The 16,960-nt window shown below is 66.9% G+C and carries 18 protein-coding genes; 7 read left to right on the top strand and 11 right to left on the bottom strand.

The features are described from left to right. The first annotated feature begins 65 nt into the window (after nucleotides 1–65). On the top strand, nucleotides 66–1,223 hold the full coding sequence (locus tag Q0263_RS06150) for an anhydro-N-acetylmuramic acid kinase (RefSeq protein WP_298014395.1): 1,158 nt from the start codon (nucleotides 66–68) through the stop codon (nucleotides 1,221–1,223). A gap of 7 nt (nucleotides 1,224–1,230) precedes the next feature. Here the strand turns inward: Q0263_RS06150 and erpA are convergent, their stop codons facing one another. The 7 genes from erpA to pmbA form a co-directional block, all read right to left on the bottom strand. Beyond that, nucleotides 1,231–1,596: an iron-sulfur cluster insertion protein ErpA gene (gene erpA, locus Q0263_RS06155; protein WP_298014396.1), complete on the bottom strand. Its 366-nt coding sequence runs from the start codon at nucleotides 1,594–1,596 to the stop codon at nucleotides 1,231–1,233. Continuing rightward, complete coding sequence (locus Q0263_RS06160) at nucleotides 1,593–2,339, bottom strand: DUF6776 family protein (RefSeq protein WP_298014398.1); 747 nt, start codon at nucleotides 2,337–2,339, stop codon at nucleotides 1,593–1,595. Before Q0263_RS06160 ends, erpA begins: the two co-directional genes overlap by 4 nt. Nucleotides 2,340–2,350: 11 nt before the next feature. Further along, nucleotides 2,351–3,409 (bottom strand): N-acetyl-gamma-glutamyl-phosphate reductase, encoded by a 1,059-nt coding sequence (argC, locus tag Q0263_RS06165; protein ID WP_298014400.1) that lies wholly within the window; start codon nucleotides 3,407–3,409, stop codon nucleotides 2,351–2,353. Nucleotides 3,410–3,641: 232 nt separating this feature from the next. Next, nucleotides 3,642–4,034 (bottom strand): 30S ribosomal protein S9, encoded by a 393-nt coding sequence (rpsI, locus tag Q0263_RS06170; RefSeq protein WP_298014402.1) that lies wholly within the window; start codon nucleotides 4,032–4,034, stop codon nucleotides 3,642–3,644. 12 nt (nucleotides 4,035–4,046) lie between these two features. Continuing rightward, entirely contained in the window at nucleotides 4,047–4,475 is a 429-nt protein-coding gene (rplM, locus tag Q0263_RS06175; RefSeq protein WP_298014404.1) for a 50S ribosomal protein L13, read from the bottom strand. Nucleotides 4,476–4,740: 265 nt separating this feature from the next. Beyond that, nucleotides 4,741–5,841 (bottom strand): TRAP transporter substrate-binding protein, encoded by a 1,101-nt coding sequence (locus Q0263_RS06180; protein WP_298014405.1) that lies wholly within the window; start codon nucleotides 5,839–5,841, stop codon nucleotides 4,741–4,743. Between the two features lie 103 nt (nucleotides 5,842–5,944). Beyond that, entirely contained in the window at nucleotides 5,945–7,312 is a 1,368-nt protein-coding gene (gene pmbA / locus Q0263_RS06185; protein ID WP_298014407.1) for a metalloprotease PmbA, read from the bottom strand. A gap of 52 nt (nucleotides 7,313–7,364) precedes the next feature. On the opposite strand from pmbA, the gene yjgA reads away from it, so the two are divergent. Beyond that, on the top strand, nucleotides 7,365–7,946 hold the full coding sequence (gene yjgA / locus Q0263_RS06190) for a ribosome biogenesis factor YjgA (protein ID WP_298014409.1): 582 nt from the start codon (nucleotides 7,365–7,367) through the stop codon (nucleotides 7,944–7,946). After that, entirely contained in the window at nucleotides 7,921–8,613 is a 693-nt protein-coding gene (locus Q0263_RS06195) for a carboxylesterase (RefSeq protein WP_298014410.1), read from the top strand. The genes yjgA and Q0263_RS06195 overlap by 26 nt, the downstream gene beginning before the upstream one ends. Before the next feature lie 123 nt (nucleotides 8,614–8,736). On the opposite strand, the gene Q0263_RS06200 is transcribed toward Q0263_RS06195, so the two are convergent. Next, nucleotides 8,737–11,190: a GNAT family N-acetyltransferase gene (locus Q0263_RS06200; protein ID WP_298014412.1), complete on the bottom strand. Its 2,454-nt coding sequence runs from the start codon at nucleotides 11,188–11,190 to the stop codon at nucleotides 8,737–8,739. A 118-nt stretch (nucleotides 11,191–11,308) separates the two neighbouring features. Between Q0263_RS06200 and gltX the strand changes: the two genes are divergently transcribed. Continuing rightward, nucleotides 11,309–12,730, top strand: coding sequence for a glutamate--tRNA ligase (gene gltX, locus Q0263_RS06205; RefSeq protein ID WP_298014413.1), 1,422 nt, complete (start codon nucleotides 11,309–11,311; stop codon nucleotides 12,728–12,730). A gap of 9 nt (nucleotides 12,731–12,739) precedes the next feature. Here the strand turns inward: gltX and Q0263_RS06210 are convergent, their stop codons facing one another. Continuing rightward, nucleotides 12,740–13,228 carry a hypothetical protein gene (locus Q0263_RS06210; RefSeq protein WP_298014415.1) on the bottom strand — a complete coding sequence of 163 codons (489 nt, stop codon included), beginning with the start codon at nucleotides 13,226–13,228 and terminating at the stop codon, nucleotides 12,740–12,742. 135 nt (nucleotides 13,229–13,363) lie between these two features. Here Q0263_RS06210 and Q0263_RS06215 point away from each other — a divergent pair, with 135 nt between their 5' ends. From Q0263_RS06215 to Q0263_RS06225, 3 genes are all read left to right on the top strand, one after another. After that, nucleotides 13,364–13,798 (top strand): hypothetical protein, encoded by a 435-nt coding sequence (locus tag Q0263_RS06215; RefSeq protein ID WP_298014416.1) that lies wholly within the window; start codon nucleotides 13,364–13,366, stop codon nucleotides 13,796–13,798. 233 nt (nucleotides 13,799–14,031) lie between these two features. After that, nucleotides 14,032–14,796 (top strand): histone, encoded by a 765-nt coding sequence (locus Q0263_RS06220; protein ID WP_298014945.1) that lies wholly within the window; start codon nucleotides 14,032–14,034, stop codon nucleotides 14,794–14,796. Between the two features lie 104 nt (nucleotides 14,797–14,900). Beyond that, nucleotides 14,901–15,467, top strand: a complete 567-nt coding sequence (locus tag Q0263_RS06225) for a YggT family protein (RefSeq protein ID WP_298014418.1) — start codon at nucleotides 14,901–14,903, stop codon at nucleotides 15,465–15,467. Nucleotides 15,468–15,476: 9 nt separating this feature from the next. On the opposite strand, the gene Q0263_RS06230 is transcribed toward Q0263_RS06225, so the two are convergent. Both Q0263_RS06230 and Q0263_RS06235 read right to left on the bottom strand, forming a co-directional pair. Next, nucleotides 15,477–15,974, bottom strand: a complete 498-nt coding sequence (locus Q0263_RS06230) for a glycine zipper 2TM domain-containing protein (RefSeq protein ID WP_298014419.1) — start codon at nucleotides 15,972–15,974, stop codon at nucleotides 15,477–15,479. Nucleotides 15,975–16,005: 31 nt separating this feature from the next. Further along, the gene (locus Q0263_RS06235; RefSeq protein ID WP_298014421.1) at nucleotides 16,006–16,956 is read right to left on the bottom strand and encodes a carbohydrate kinase family protein; all 951 of its coding nucleotides are present in this window, start codon (nucleotides 16,954–16,956) and stop codon (nucleotides 16,006–16,008) included. Nucleotides 16,957–16,960 lie beyond the last annotated feature (4 nt).

The following is a 16,960-nucleotide window of genomic DNA, read 5'->3' on the forward strand; positions in this document are numbered from 1 at the left end:
ACGAGATTACAAGGTGACTGGAGTTCAGACGTGTGCTCTTCCGATCTTTTCCAAGTCCAGGCGCCATGCGCAGCAGCTATTTCATCGGCCTGATGTCGGGCACCAGCACGGACGGCGTCGACGGCGTGCTGGCGCAACTGCCCGACGACGCATCGCCGGCCCCGGCGCCGCATCAGGCGCCCGCCGACGCTTCAGCGGCGCCCATCCCCGCATCGGCCATCACCGTGCTGGCGGACGCCAGCCTGCCCCTGCCCGCCTCCCTGCGCCGGGAACTGCTGGCGCTGAACACGCCCGGCCCCGACGAGCTGGCCCGCGCCGCTCTGGCGGCCAATGCGCTGGCCGACTGCTACGCCGACACGGTGGCGGCGCTGCTGGCGCAAGCCGGCCTGCGGGCGGCCGACATCCGCGCCATCGGCGCCCACGGCCAGACGGTGCGCCACGCGCCCGAATCGGGCTATACCCTGCAGATCAATGCGCCCGCGCGGCTGGCCGAACGCACCGGCATCGCCGTGGTGGCGGATTTTCGCAGCCGCGACGTCGCCGCCGGCGGCCAGGGAGCCCCGCTGGTTCCCGCCTTCCATGCGGCCCGGTTCGGTTGCGGCACGGGCCGCGTGGTGCTCAATCTGGGCGGCATCGCCAACATCACCGTGCTGGAAGACCCGGTCCGGGGCTTCGACACGGGCCCGGCCAACATGCTGATGGACGCCTGGATCCAGCGGCATCAGGGGCGCGCATACGACCATGACGGCGCGTGGGCGGCGCGGGGCCGCTGCCACCCCGGGCTGCTGGACGCCCTGCTGTCGGAACCCTGGCTGGCGCTGCCGCCGCCCAAATCCACGGGCCGCGACCTGTTCAACCTGGACTGGCTGCAGGCGCGGCTGGACGCTCTTCCCGCCCGTCCCGATCCGGCGGACGTCCAGGCGACGCTGCTGCGATTTTCCGTGGAAACGATCGCCCAGGCGGTGGTCCGGCATGCTCCCGGCGCCCGCGCGGTCCTGGCCTGCGGCGGCGGGGCCCTGAACCCGGTGTTCATGCAGGCGCTATCCCGGGCGCTGCCGTGTCCGCTGGGCACGACCGCCGATCACGGGGTCCCGGTGCAATCAATGGAGGCGCTGGCCTTCGCCTGGCTGGCTCAGGCCCACGTCCTGGGCCGACCGGCCTGCCTGCCCGCAGTCACGGGCGCGCGGCACGCGACGATCGCGGGCTGCCTGTACCCGGTGTGAAAGGCCTTCAGGGCGCGAACGAGGAACCGCAGCCGCAGGTGGTGTTGGCGTTGGGGTTGCGGATCACGAACTGGGCGCCTTCCAGATCGTCCTTGTAGTCGATTTCCGAACCGACCAGATACTGGAAGCTCATGGCGTCGACCAGCAATTGCACGCCGTCGCGTTCGATGGTGGTGTCGTCGTCGGCCACGTCCTCATCGAAGGTGAAGCCGTACTGGAAGCCGGAACATCCGCCCCCCTGGACAAACACCCGCAGCTTGAGATCGGCGTTGCCTTCCTCGGTCAGCAGTTCCCGGACCTTGGCGGCGGCCGCATCGGTAAACACCAGCGGGCTGGGCGGAATGTCGAGGTCCACGTGTTCGATAGTGGTCATGATTGAGGCTCCTGCGCAGGGGTGGCCGCGCGGTTCAAAGCAGCATCCTGGGTGGCGCGAATGGTGTCGCCTTCCAGGATTTCCAGGCGCACCGACTGGATTTCCATGCCGGCGGGGATCTGCAGGACGCCGGTGCTGCGCTGGAATTGATCAAATACCAGCGCCAGCGGATCAACCGCGCCCGGCGCTGCGTCGGCCCCGCCGGCCTGATCCGGGGCCAGCGGCGGATTCAGATCCATTTTAACGGCTTTGCCCTGCAAGCGGCCCTGCGCCACAAAGCGCATGCGGCCTTTGAAGGGGTCGGCATTGGGCGCCGCATTGCGGGTCAGCAGCACCCGGTAGCGCAGGAAATCGGCATCCGCCTGGATTTCGAACGCCCGGACCGTCAAGGCGCCCGCGGGCCCCGGGGGAATGAGCTGTTCGTAAAAGGCCAACTGGCCGCGCACCTGCCCCAGCTGCTGCTGCAGATCGGCGAGCTTCTCCTGCAGCACCCGCTGCGTGCCGTCCTGCACGTCGGCGCGGCTGCGGGCCGCCGCCAGGTCGGTCTGCGCCTGGGCCAGTTCCGCCTGCCGGGCGGCGGCCTGCGCCTGCAGGTCCTGGATGCGTTGCTGATCGCCCGCGTGCATGCCCAGGTGCATGGCGGCCGCGCCGGCCAGGAACGCCAGCGCCAGAAGCAGCGCCAGCGTCAGGGTGCGGACCAGCCAGCGCCGGAAACCGCCGGTATGCGTATCGTCGCGTGCCATGCCAGCCCCCGTCAGGGCAATACCGCCACCTGTTGCAGGCCGGTGGTTTCAGGAAAACCGAACATCAGGTTCATGTTCTGCACGGCCTGCCCGGCCGCGCCCTTGACCAGATTGTCCTGCACGACCAGCACGACCAGCGTGTCGCCGTCCGCCGGACGATGGACGGCGATGCGCAGCATGTTGGACGCCCGCACCGACCGCGTCTGCGGCAGGCTGCCGGCCGGCATCACATCGACGAAAGGTTCGTCGGCGTAGCGCCGTTCGTACAGGGCCTGGAAATCGGTATCCAGGGCGTCGGGCAGGATGCGCAGATACAGCGTGGAGAACATGCCCCGGATCATCGGCACCAGATGCGGGACGAAGGTCAGGCCCACGGGGTGTCCCGCGACCCGGGCCAGGCATTCGGCGATCTCGGGATGGTGACGGTGGCCCGCCACCCCATAGGCGGCGAAATTGTCGGCCGCTTCGGAAAACAGGGATCCGACCTGGGTCTTGCGCCCCGCTCCGGACACGCCGGACTTGGAATCGGCGATGATGTGCGCGGTATCCACCAGGGGACGGTCAGCCTGCAGGAGAGGAGCGAGCCCCAGCAGCACGGTGGTCGGATAGCAGCCGGGGTTGCCCACCACCCGCGCCTGGCGGATGCGCTCGCGGTCCAGTTCGGGCAGGCCGTACACGGCATCCTTCAGCACCGTGGGGCAACTGTGCGGCATTTTGTACCAACGCTGGAAGGCATCGATGTCCTGCAGGCGGAAATCGGCCGCCAGATCGATCACGCGCACGTCATGTTCCAGCAGGCCGGGGGCCTGTTCCATGGCGACGCCGTGCGGCGTGGCGAAGAACACGACGTCGCACTGATCCAGGGAGGCTTCTTCAGGCGTCTGGAAGCGCAGATCGACGTGGCCCCGCAGGTTCGGGAACATGTCGGCCACCGGCATGCCGGATTCCTTGCGCGAGGTGATGGCGTGCAGCTGCACGTTCGGGTGCAGCGACAACAAGCGCAACAGTTCGACGCCCGTGTATCCGGTGCCGCCGACGATGCCGGCCTTGATGCGTGATGCGGTGATCATGGTGATGGATCCTGTCTGAGAAGCATGGCCCGCCGCGGCGGAACCGGAACATTCCAAGATTATGGCACGGGCCGCGCCCGAGCCAGGCTGCAAAAAGTCACAGGCCGCGCAGGCGCCGCCCGCCCTGCGCGCCGGGCCGGAAGCGGACTTCAGGGCGGGCGCAGAAGCGAAAAACCCCGGCGCAGGCCGGGGTTTTTGCATCGCGCCGGGCGGCGAACCGCCCGGAACAGAATCAGCGCTTGCTGAACTGCTTGCGACGACGGGCCTTGTGGAAGCCGACTTTCTTGCGTTCGACTTCGCGGGCGTCGCGCGTGACGAGGCCGGCTTGCTTCAGCGGCGACTTCAGCGTTTCGTCGTATTCGATCAGGGCGCGCGTGATGCCGTGACGCACCGCGCCGGCCTGGCCGGATTCACCGCCGCCGTGGACGTTGACGTGGAAGTCGAACGATTCCAGGTGGTTGGTCAGTTCCAGCGGCTGACGCACGACCATGCGGCCGGTTTCACGTGCGAAGTATTCGTCGACGGGGCGGCCGTTGACGATGATCTTGCCCGTGCCTTTTTTCAGAAACACCCGAGCCACCGAAGTTTTGCGGCGGCCAGTGCCGTAATTCCAATTACCGATCATGATGGCCTATCCTCAAATATCCAGGGTTTGCGGCTGCTGCGCGGTATGCGGGTGCTCGGCGCCCGCATAGACCTTCAGCTTTTTCGCCATGGCGTAACCCAACGGCCCCTTGGGCAGCATGCCTTTGACGGCTTTCTGCAGGGCGCGGCCCGGAAAACGCTGCTGCATTTTCTGGAAGTTGGTTTCCGTGATCCCGCCCGGATAGGTGGAGTGACGGTAGTAGCGTTTGTCCTGCGCCTTGGCGCCGGTCACGACGATATCGGCGGCATTGACGACGACGATGTAATCGCCCGTGTCAACGTGCGGCGTGAATTCGGGTTTGTGCTTGCCACGCAGACGGCGTGCGACTTCGCTGGCCACACGGCCGAGGACCTTGCCCTTGGCGTCGATCACAAACCAGTCACGCTTGACTTCATGCGGCTTGGCCACAAAGGTCTTCATGATGGTGTTCCTGATGAAATGAATGAAAATTTCCGTTCCGTGTCAGGGCTTTATCTGCTGGCCGATGATGCCTGGCCAGAACCCGTACACATTCAAATCCAAACGGAAATCCGACCATTGTAATTGACATCGGGCCGTCAGGCAAACAAAACCGCGTAACGCTCCCGCGCAGGCGGTGCGGTCCGAGCCATGGTCCGGGCCGCACCACCTGCGCGCCCACAAAAAACGCTCCGGCGAAGGAGCGTCTTTTGATCCGGGCAGCGGATTACTTCTTCTGACGAGCCAGGGCGGCGCCCAGGTAGTTGTCGAAGGAACCTTCGGCCACGCGGAACCAGGGCACCACGTTGTCGCGGAAAGCCATGTAGTTGTCGTGGATCTTCTTGAAGCCCGCGTTCTTGTCGCAGAATTCCTTGTAGACCTTGTTCGAGGCCTCGAAAGAAGCATCCATGACTTCGCGCGGGAAGCTCTTGAGGACGGCGCCCCCGGCGATCAGGCGGCGCAGGGCGTCCGGATTGTTGTTGTCGTAGTATTCGACCAGATGGTTCCCCGCCGCGCGGGAGGCCACCGCGATCGCCGTCTGGTAGGACTTGGGCAGTTCGGCATAGGCCTTGTCGTTGACGTACAGCGACACCTGGGCGGAGCCTTCCCACCAGCCCGGGTAGTAATAGTATTTGGCGACCTTCTGGAAGCCCAGCTTTTCATCGTCCACCGGACCGACGAATTCCACCGCGTCCAGGGCGCCCTTTTCCAGCGAGGGATAGATGTCCCCGGGCGGCACTTGCTGCGGGATCACGCCCATGCGGGACAGGACCTCGCCCGCGAAGCCGGCCGTGCGCATCTTCAGGCCCTTCAGGTCTTCGGGGGTCTTGATTTCCTTGCGGTACCAGCCGCCCATCTGGGTGCCGGTGTTGCCCAGGGGGAAGTTCACGATGCCGCGCGGCGCGAACAGCTCGCGCAGCAGCTTCAGGCCGTCGCCCTCGTACATCCAGGCGTTCATCTGGCGCACGTTCAGGCCGAAGGGCACCGCCGTGTCGAAGCAGAAGGAAGGATCCTTGCCATAATAGTAGTAGGACGCGGTCTGGCCGCATTCCACCGTGCGGTTGCCGACGGCGTCCATCACGCCGAAGCCGGGCACCAGTTCGCCGACCGGATACAGGCGGATGTTGAAATTGCCATCGGTCAGGTCCTTGACCATGCTGCAGAACAATTCAGCCGTGGAATACAGCGCCGGAGTCGACGGCGCATAGGTGGACGTCATCTTCCAGTTGAGCTGGGGGGTGGTTTGCGCGATGGAGGGCGCGGCCACGGCCGCCGTGCCGGCGACAGCCCCCAGCCCGGCCTTTTTCAGAAATGCACGACGCTGCATGATGAGTGATCTCCTTGGTGCGTTCGAATTAGAAGAAGTGTTCCCGATATTACACTGTGCAACCAATTGAGCGTAGCCCCCGCGCCGGCGCGGAGGCCGCCGATCACTGGCCGGCCACCGCCATGCGTTCGATCAGGATGGAACCGGTGGATTTCGCGCCCCGGGCATGCACGTCCGCCCCGACGGCGACCATCTGGCGGAACATGTCCGACAGATTGCCCGCAATCGTGATTTCATGCACGGGATGGCGGATCACGCCGCCTTGCACCCAATAGCCGAAGGCCCCTCGGGAATAGTCGCCGGTCACGTAATTGACGCCCTGGCCGATGAGTTCCGTCACCAGCAGGCCGGTGTCCATCTTGCGCAGCATGGCATCCAGGTCGTCCGACGGGCGCGTCAGGCGCGAGCGCAGGCTGAGGTTATGCGAGCCGCCGGCGTTGCCGGTCGTGGCCAGGCCCAGTTTCCGGGCGGTGTAGGTGGACAGGAAGTAGCCGTTCAGGATCCCCGCTTCGACCACGCTGCGGGCCTGCGTGCGCACGCCTTCGGCGTCGAAGGGGGAACTGCCTTGAGCGCCGGGGATATAGGGATTTTCGATCACGTCCAGGTGATCGGCCAGCACCGGCTTGCCCAGGCTGTCGAGCAGGAAGCTGGCCTTGCGGTACAGGGCGCCGCCGCTGGTGGCCTGCACCAGGGCGCCCAGCAGGCCCACCGCCAGGGGCGCCTCGAAGAGCACCGGATACTGGCCGGTCTTCACCGAACGGGCGTTGAGCCGCGACAGGGCGCGTTCGGCGGCATAGCGGCCCACGCGGACGGGGTCGGCCAGATCCCGGGCGCGGCGCGCGGACGTGTACCAGAAATCGCGCTGCATGCCGTCGCCCCGCCCCGCGATGGGCGCCACCGACAGGCTGTGGCGGGAATAGGGATAGCCCCCCAGGAAGCCGCGCGAATTGCCCAGAACGAAATGGCCTTCCATGGTATCCAGGGAAGCGCCTTCGGTATTGGTGATCCGGTCGCTGACGGCCATCGCCGCGCGTTCCGCCCGGATGGCCAGGCGGGCGGCGTCGGCCACATCGATTCCCCAGGGATGATGCAGGTCCAGATCCGGATAGTGCCGCGCCAGCTGATCGGCATCCGGCAGGCCGGCGGCGGGATCTTCCGCGGTATGCCGCGCGATGTGCCAGGCGGCCTCGACGGTCTTGCGCAGGGCGTCCGCCGAAAAGTCGGACGTCGAGGCCGAGCCCCGGCGCTGGCCGGCGAAGACGGTGACGGCCAGCGAGCGGTCACGGGTCTGTTCGATGGTTTCCAGCGTGCGGTTGCGCACGGCGACGGACAGCCCGCGGCTTTCGGACACTTCCGCGGCGGCATCCGAAGCGCCGGCATCGCGGGCGTACCGCAGGGCGTCGGTGATCAGCTCGCGGAACTGGGCCTGCTGGGCGGGGATGTCCAGGAAATCGTCGGTGTGTTCTGTCATGCGTAATCTGCCGGAGTCAAGACGGTTATCATAGCCAATTACGAACCATTTTATGCCCGAAGCCATGGACGAACGCCTGCCGGACGGGGACGCCGACCAAGACCAGCGGCCCAGCAAATCCCAGGTCAAGCGCGATCTGCATGCCCTGCTCGACCTGGGCCGCGAACTGATTGCCCTGCCTCCCGCCCGGCTGGCGCAGCTGCCGCTGGACGAATCCCTGCGCGAAGCCATCGCGCTGGCCCAGCGCATCCACGCCAACGAAGGCCGTCGCCGGCAGACCCACTACGTGGGCAAGCTGCTGCGCCGCGCCGACGCCGACGCCCTGCGCCGCCAGCTGGCGGAATGGGCCAGCGGGTCGCGCGAACAGACGCGCTCCATGCACCGCCTGGAAGCCCTGCGCGACCGCCTGATCGACGACGACGAGGCCCTGACCCGGCTGCTGGAATCCTTCCCGCAACTGGACATCCAGGCCCTGCGCGCCCAGATCCGCGCCGCTCGCAAGGAAGCCAAGGACAATCTGGCGCGCACCCCCGACCGGGAGCCTGCCCGTAAACATTACCGGGCCCTGTTCCAGACCCTGAAACAGATCGACTTCGAGGAGGCCTCCGATGGATACGACGCTGGAAACGATTGAACGCGCCACCGGCCCCCAGCCCACCCACAGCGTCATCTGGCTGCACGGCCTGGGCGCCGACGGCCACGACTTCGAGCCCATCGTCCCGGAACTGGCGGATCCCCGGCTGCCGGACATCCGCTTCGTCTTCCCGCACGCGCCGATCCGCCCCGTCACGCTGAACCAGGGCATGCCGATGCGGGCCTGGTACGACCTGTACGGCCTGGCGCGCGATGCCCACGAGGACGTGGACGGCATCCGGGCCACCCGGCACGCCGTCATGGATCTGGTCACGCGCGAAGCCGAGCGCGGCATTCCGCACGAACGGATCGTGCTGGCCGGCTTTTCCCAGGGCTGCGCCATGGCGCTGTACACCGGCTTGCGGCTGGAACACCGCCTGGCTGGGCTGATCGGCCTGTCGGGCTATCTGCCGCTGCGCAACACCACGGCGGCCGAGCGCCACCCGGCCAATGCGGCCACCCCGGTGTTCATGGCGCACGGCACCCAGGACATGGTGGTGCCCCTGACGTACTCCGAAGCCAGCCGCGACGTGATGCTGGGGCTGGGACAGCCGGTGCGGTGGCACACATACCCGATGCCCCACGGGCTGCACCCCCAGGAACTGGACGATATCCGGGAGTTTCTGGTGGAGGTGTTCGCGGGCTCCGATGAATCAGGCACGAAATAGTCCTCAGGGGATCTTGGATCGGAGCATCCACGTCGCGGCCTGCAGGCTCTTGGATTGCGGCATCCCTCCACGTCGCGCCTTGCAAGGCGCTCCGATGAATCAGGCACGAAATAGTCCTCAGGACTATTTCGTGTCCAGATTCATCCACACCCTTCTCATTCCCGGGTCTTCTTCGTCGGGGTCGTTCTGCAGGCCCAGGGACGTCATCAGGCCGATCATGGCGCGGTTGGTGGCCAGCACCAGGCCTTCGATGTAGCGCAGGCCCTGCTGGCGGGCCACCTGGAACAGACTGCGCATCAGTTCCCCGCCCAGGCCGCGGCGCTGCCAGTCGTCGGCGATGACCAGCGCGTATTCCGCGCCCTGGCCGTCGGCATTGCGCAGGTAATGGGCGAACCCGACGATGCGCTCGCGCAGCAGGCCGCGGTTTTCCGGATTGGGGACCTGCACCGTGGCCACCAGGGCGACTTCCCGGTCGTAATCGATGCGCGTGTAGCGGGCCAGCATGCGGGGGGTCAATTCGCGCAGCATGGACACGAAGCGCATGTAGCGCGACTCGTCGGACAGATCGCGCACGAATTCCTGCAGCAGCGTGGCGTCTTCCGGACGGATGGGGCGCAGCAGCCATTCCTGGCCGTCCTCCATCACCATGGGCCGCACCAGGCGGCGCGGATACGGATGGATGGCCATGTGGCGATACGCCTGGTTTTCCGGGCGCTCGCCGTCGTAATCCGGGTCCAGGCCGATCTGGATGTCTTCGGCGAAGAGGCTGGTGTCGTCCCACCACAGCGGGTCGATGCGCAGGGTCCGCACCCCGGGCAGGGCGCTGACGATCTCGGAAACGCGTTCCAGGGTCTCGCGCAGCTGCTCGAACACCGCGGGGCTGAGTTCCTTCTCCAGCACCCGGGACCAGAATTTGCCGCGCTGGATCAACTGGCGGGCCAGGTAATTGTTCAGCGGCGGCAGCTCGATTTCGCGGTGCGGCGACGCCAGCCGCGCGGGCCGCCCTCCCGGGCCGAACTGCAGGTAGGGACCGAAATGGGCGTCCTGGCGCACCTGGATCGCCATGGGCACATTGCGCCGGGCGGGCTCCGGGGCGGGATGGTCTTCCACCCGGACGGGGACGTGAAAACAATCCAGCAGCCAGCGGCAGCTGGCGCGATCCAGTTCCGTCCGCCCCGACATGATGGCGTCGTTCAGCAGCGCGCGGGCCTCGTCCAGGCGCGGCGGACGGTTCAGCATCTCGGGCGGCAGCGCCTGCTGGGCCAGGGTCTGGTTGTAGTGGTACGAAGCCAGGATGCCGAAGGCGTTGGCGGCCGACTCGGGCGTGCGGAAGGCCGGCATCCCCACGGCATCCAGCCGGTGGCGCTGCGAACGCATCGAAGCGTCTCCCAGGAAGCAGGAAATGATCGGCTTGGCGGCGGCCTCGGAAAACTGCGCCAGCGCCTCGGCCGCCGCGTCCATGTCCGACAGGGCATCGGGCGCGATCAGGACCAGCACCCCGTCGACGTTGCCGTCGGCGGCCAGCAGGGACAACGCCTGCCGCAGGCGGCCCGGATCCAGGGGAGCATGACTGACCACGGGGTTGTCCACGACCGCGCCGGGCTCCAGCAGCGCGGCCAGATCGCGGCGGGTCTGCGCGCCCAGGTCCGCGCACACCGCCCCGCCCGGGCCGATGGCGTCCAGCGCCAGGTGGGCGGCGCCGTGGCCATTGGAAAACAGCGCGATGCGCCGGCCCCGCTGGCGCTTGGTGTGCACCAGCACTTTCAACGCCGAAAACAGCTGCACGAAAAAGCGGATGCGCACGGCGCCGGTGCGGCGCAGCAGGGCGTCGAACACGGCATCGGCGGCCGAATCGCGGCCCGGCCCCTGGCGGCCGGCCTTCAGCACGATGACCGGTTTGACGCTGGCGGCCGCCATCAGGGCGCTGGTGAAGCGGCGCGAGGAATCGGCCTCTTCCAGGTAGAGCACGATGCTGTCGGAACGCGAATCCATGGACAGGTATTCCAGGACTTCGGCCGTGGTCACGCCCGACGCATCGCCCGTGGACACCACGGCGGAAAACCCCAGCTGGATGTCGCCGGCCCAATCGAGCACGGCGGCGGCCACCATGCGCGACTGCGCCACCAGCGCCACCCGGCCCACCGGAGCGCCGTGCGGATCCAGGCCCAGATTCAGGCCCAGGTGCGGACGCTGGACGCCCAGCGCTCCCGGCCCCAGGACCAGGCAATCGTTCATCTGCCCCCAGGCCTGGCAATAGGTCTGCGTTTCGACCGGATTGGCCGAGGGCGTCTCGTGCGGCAGCAGCACCAGGGCGCGCGGGCGATGGGCGCGCAATTCGCCCAGGGCGGCCGGCAGGCGGGCGGGATCCAGGCAGAGCAGGGCCATGTCCAGCCGCTGGCCTTCCTGCAGGAAATCCAGGCGCGCGGGCAACTGCCAGCGCCCCGCGGCATCGGTCCGCACGGCGGCGATGCGGCCGCGCAGCATGGGCGGCGGCGCCTGCACGACGGGCAGGTCGCGGGAACTGAGGACCAGCAAGGAGCGCGGCTCGAACAGAGCCGCCAGACGATGACGCAACATGAACGCAACCCCGAAGCCCCCAAAGGTGGGGCGTCCTTTAAAATACACGATTTCCATCTTGATTCTACAGGGCCTGCGTGACGCAACATGACACCGGCCCTGTCCGCAGACCATCGCCATGACCGTTTCCACCCAGCGCCCCGTGCGCACGCGCTTCGCCCCCTCTCCCACCGGCTACCTGCACCTGGGCGGCGCCCGGACCGCGCTGTTCTCCTGGGCCTTCGCGCGCCACTACGGCGGCACCTTCGTGCTGCGCATCGAGGACACGGACCTGGAACGATCCACGCCGGAAGCCGTCCAGGCGATTCTGGACGGCATGCAATGGCTGGATCTGCAGCCCGATGAAGGCCCCTTCTATCAGATGCAGCGCATGGACCGCTATCGCCAGGTCATCGCCGACATGCTGGCCCAGGGCACGGCCTACCACTGCTACAGCACCCCGGCCGAAGTCGAGGCCATGCGCGAGCGCGCCCGCGCCATCGGCGCCAAGCCCCGCTACGACGGCACCTGGCGCCCGGAACCGGGCAAGACGCTGCCGCCCGTGCCCGCCGGCGTGCAGCCGGTGGTGCGCTTCCGCAGCCCCCGGGAAGGCGTCACCGCCTGGGACGACCTGGTCAAGGGCCCCATCAGCTTCGACAACGGCGAACTGGACGATCTGGTGATCGCCCGTCCCGACGGCACCCCCACTTACAATTTCTGCGTGGTGGTGGACGACTGGGACATGCAGATCAGCCACGTGATCCGGGGCGACGACCACGTCAACAACACGCCTCGCCAGATCACGATCCTGCAGGCGCTGGGGGCGGAACCTCCCCGCTACGGCCACGTGCCGATGATCCTGGGCCCGGACGGCGAAAAGCTGTCGAAGCGCCACGGCGCCGTCAGCGTCATGGAATACGACCGGCTGGGATACCTGCCCGACGCCATGGTCAATTACCTGGCCCGCCTGGGCTGGAGCCACGGCAACGACGAGCTGTTCACCCGGGACCAGTTCGTGGAATGGTTCGATCCGCGCCACCTCAGCCGCTCGGCGGCGCAGTGGGACCCCAAGAAACTGAACTGGGTCAACGCCCACGCATTGCGCCAGCTGGATCCGGCCGACCTGGCCGAGCGCGTCGCCCCGCGCATCGCGCGGCGCGGCGGCAATCCGCAAGCCGCCGACCTGCCCGCCATCATGGCCCTGCTGCGCGAGCGTAGCGAAACCCTGGAAGACCTGGCCGAAGGCGCCCTGCTGTTCTGCGGCCCCTACGTGCCGGCCGACGCGGCGCTGCGGGCGGAAGTGCTGGACGAGGCCGCGCTGGGCCTGCTGCGGGCATTCCAGGCGCAGGCCCGGGACCTGAGCGACTGGACCGAGGCCGGGCTGGACGCCCTGATCAAATCCGTCCTGAAGGCCGAGGGCGTGAAAATGCCGAAACTGGCCATTCCCCTGCGGGTGGCCGTGACGGGCCAGAAACACACCCCGTCGATCGGCGCCGTGCTGACCCTGCTGGGGCGCGCCGCCGTGCTGGAGCGCCTGGAAGCCAGCCTGGCGGCCGCCTGATCTTTCCGGTCAGAAAGGCAGCCGGTAGCCCGGCGACATGCGCCGGGCGCGCACGCTGCCCTGCGGCCCCTGCAGACGCAGCTCTCTGGCATCGGACTGGACGATGCGATAGCGATTCGAATAGATGGGATCGTCCAGATTCACGGGCACGCCGTTGGATTCCAGGGTGCGCAGCACCAGCGTGTCGCGATCGCGCGACCAGCAGCCCGATTCCTCCAGCCCCTGGGACGGCGCGCGCGGACGCTTGATCTGTTCCACATAGGTCATGGTGCCGTCCGGGTTCAGGGTATAGAGGGTGCGCAAGGCGCCCGCCACCCCTTTCTGAGCCGCCACCGACAGCCAGTTGCCCACCAGCGAATCGCCGGCAGCCGCGGGCGTGCAGGACGGCGCGGCGGGCGGGGTCGAAGGCGCGGTCGCCGGTTTCGTGGGCGCGCAGCCTGCCAGCACCCCCAGGACGGCCGCGCCGGCAGCCGCCATCGAAAGATGAATGAATCGCATTGCTTGATTCCTGTTCATGACAATTGTCATCCAATACCCTCGCCGGAGGCGGGGGCGATCCCGACAGGGCCCATCACCCGGCCTACAATTTTTGCATCCCTGCGCGGTCTGCGGGAAAACAATCATTCTACTGACATGAGCCATTCCGTACTTGTGACTTTGCATCTGTTTGCCGCCATCATGTTCGTGGGCACGGTGTTCTTCGAAGTCCTGATCCTGGAAGGAATCCGCAAGCCCCTGGGACGGGAGGCCATGCGCAACGTGGAACTGGCCATCGGGCGCCGCGCGCGGCGCATCATGCCCTTCGTCATGATCGTCCTGTTCGGCGCCGGCCTGAGCATGGCCTGGCAATTCCGGGACGCGCTGGCGCAGCCCTTCGCCAGCCATTTCGCCACCCTGCTGTGGATCAAGATCGTCCTGGCCTTCAGCGTGCTGGGGCATTTCATTTTCGCCATGGCCATGAGCGGCACGGGCCGGCTGAAATCGCGCCATTTCCAGATCATTCACCTGAGCGTGTTCTGCCACGTCGTCCTGATCGTCTTCCTCGCCAAGGCCATGTTTTATCTTTGAACCTTGCCGATCAGGACAGAAACGCGACTTTTTCGAGACAAAGCGCAATCCCGTGGCGGAATAAAGGCCGCCGAGGCGCCAATAGTGCTTGGAAGCCCACAGTCCTTACGTTAGACTTGAATGCGTGTGATATTCATGATATTGCACGCCTGCGCCATTTGAGATGGGCCGCACCTGACGTGGGGGTCATATCAAATGGGTGGACGTTTCCTTTTGCCTTAAGGAGCCCGACAATGGCAACCGCCAAGAAAGCCGCAGCCACACCCGCAAAATCCGCCCCCGCAAAGAAACCCGCTGCCAGCAAGAAGGCAGCTCCCAAAGCCGCCGTGAAACCGGCCGCCGCCAAGCCCGCAGCCAGCACGAAGGCGGCCCCCAAGAAGGCAGCGCCCGCCGCCAAAAGCGCAAAAACCGCCGCTGTGAAGCCCGCAGCGAAAAAAGCCGCTCCCAAGGCCGCACCGGCCGCCAAGAAACCCGCGGCAGCCAAGGCGCCCGCCGCCAAGACCACCGCCGCCGTGAAGAAGGCCGCCGCCAAACCGGCGGCCAAGGCGACGGCCAGCAAGGCGGCCAAGCCGGCTGCGGCGAAGACCGCGGCCAAGCCGGCCGCCAAGAAAGCTGCGGCGAAACCGGCCACGGCCAAAGCCACTGCGGCCAAGAAAGCCGCTGCAAAGCCGGCCACGGCCAAAGCCACTGCGGCCAAGAAGCCCGCGGCCGCCAAGGCCCCGGCTGCGAAAAAGGCCGCTGCCGCCAAGGCTCCTGCCGCCAAAAAGGCCGCAGCCGTGAAGAAACCGGCGGCTGCCAAAGCCCCCGCCAAGAAAGCACCGGCAAAAGCCGCTGCCAAGGCCCCGGCCGCCAAGGCGGCGGCAGCGAAGAAACCGGCTGCCAGCAAAACCGCCGCCGTGAAAAAGGCCGCCAGCAAGCCCGCCGCCGCGGCTCCGGCTGCCCGCACCGACGCCAACCCGGGGGGCAACTGGCCGTTCCCCCTGAACAACCGCCCGTAAGCAACCCGGCCCGGCAGTAAAAAAGAAAGGTGCGGCAAGGCAACTTGCCGCACCTTTTGCGCTAATGCGACAATGGCCTACTTCACGCCATCTGTGAGCACCGCATGGTCCGCGACATCCTGCTTTTCCTGATCGATATCGTCTTTTCGCTCTTCGGCATCGCCCTGATTCTGCGGGCCTGGATTTTCGCGATCCGCCTGCACCCGTTCAATCCCTATTCCCAGGCGATCCTGCGCGTCACCGACTGGCTGGTGCAGCCGATCCGGCGCGTCGTGCCCGTCAGCGGACGTTTCGACTGGCCCAGCATTCTGGCCTGCTGGGTCACGGCCATGATCTATCTGCTGCTGACCTGGCTGATCGCCATGGGCGGCCTGCTGCCTCCGGCATCCGCGATCGGCTCGGTCCTGCTGACCGGGCTGCTGGTGGGCCTGAAATGGCTGTTCAATGTGATCGTGTGGGTGACGCTGATCCAGGCCGTGCTGTCCTGGATCAACCCGCTGTCGCCGGTCATGCCCGTGCTCTACACCCTGACGGCTCCGCTGCTGGACCCGATCCGCCGCATCCTGCCCCGCATGGGGGGGCTGGACCTGTCACCGCTGGTCTTGCTGGTGGTGGCCCAGATCGTGATGATGATTCTGAACCACCTGGCGTTTTCCATGTTCGGCGTATGACGCCGACGATCACATAGGCACGACGCGGGTCGGGCCGCCGCCGCTGATGACCTGCACCCGCTGGCCGGAGCTGAGCGCGACGTCGTTGGCCTGCGCGATGACGCGGGTTTCGCCGTTGTCCAGGCGCACGGTGATTTCCAGGCCCTGGGTCTTGCCGACCTGATTTTCGACGGCATTGCCCGCCAGGCCGCCCAACAGCGCGCCGCCGATGGACGTCAGGATCTGGCCCCGGCCGCCGCCGATGGTGCTGCCCGCCACGCCGCCCAGCGCGCCGCCGGCCAATGCCCCGACCCCCGAAGACTTGTCGGACTGGATGACGACCGGACGCACGGACACGACCGTGCCGTAACGCACGATCTGTTCCTGCTGGGCCTGGCCATAGGTGTAGACGGAGCTGGAAGCCGACTGATTGGCGCAACCGGCCAGGACCAGGGCGGACAGGGAAATCCCCGCCACGGCCGTCAGGCGCAAGGCGCGGGATGAAAGAGAAGAACTGCGGATCGCCATGAGAGGACTCCCGTAATAGCAGACAAAAGGATCAGGCGAAGCCCGCATCGACCCCATAATGGCGATGCAGCATCGCCGCAATTTGATCACGAGACGGGCAGTGATTCTGCGGACCCTGGCTGGCAATTTTAAAGCCGCCCATCACGTTCGCCAAACAGCAGGCGTCCCGCAGCGACCAGTCATTGACCAGGCCGTACAGCAGGCCGGCGCGATGGGCATCGCCGCAGCCGGTCGGGTCCACGACCCGGGCGACCGGCACGGGCGCGATGTCGGTCCGCGAGCCCTGGGCGTACAGCGTCGCGCCTTCGGCTCCCCGCGTGACGACGGCCGCCCGCAGCCCCGACGCGATCTCGGCAATGGACTGCCCCATGCGATCCTCGATCACGCTGGCCTCGTAGTCGTTGGCCGTCAGCACGCTGGCCATCGTCAGCATGCGGCGCAGGTCATCGCCGTCGAACAGCGGCATGGCCTGGCCCAGGTCGAAGATGAAGGGGATGCCGGCCGCATGCAGGCGCCCGGCGTGGACGAACATGCCGTCCTTGGAATCCGGAGACACGATGGCCCAGCGGGCGGCGCGCCCCGTCAGGTCGTTCTCGGCCGACCGCAGCATGGCGCCGGGATGGAAAGAAGCGATCTGGCTATTTTCCTGATCGGTGGTGATGTAGCACTGCGCGGTGTAGGTATCCGGCAGCACCCGCACCAGGCTGGCGTCGATCTGCAGGTCGCGCAGGCGCTGAAGATAGTCTTCGGCATCCTGGCCCACCGTGCCCACGGGCACCGGATGTCCGCCCAGGAGCTTCAGGTTGTATGCGATGTTGCCCGCGCATCCGCCGAATTCCTTGCGCAGCGTCGGCACGAAGAAGGACACGCTCAGGGACTTGAGGCTGTCGGGCAGAATGTGGTCGCGAAAGCGGCCCTCGAACACCGCGATGGTGTCGAAAGCCATCGAGCCGCAGATGAGCACATCCTGGGTGGGATTCATGAAT

Source organism: uncultured Castellaniella sp. (assembly GCF_937988725.1).
In the GTDB taxonomy this organism is placed as follows: Bacteria; Pseudomonadota; Gammaproteobacteria; order Burkholderiales; family Burkholderiaceae_B; genus Castellaniella.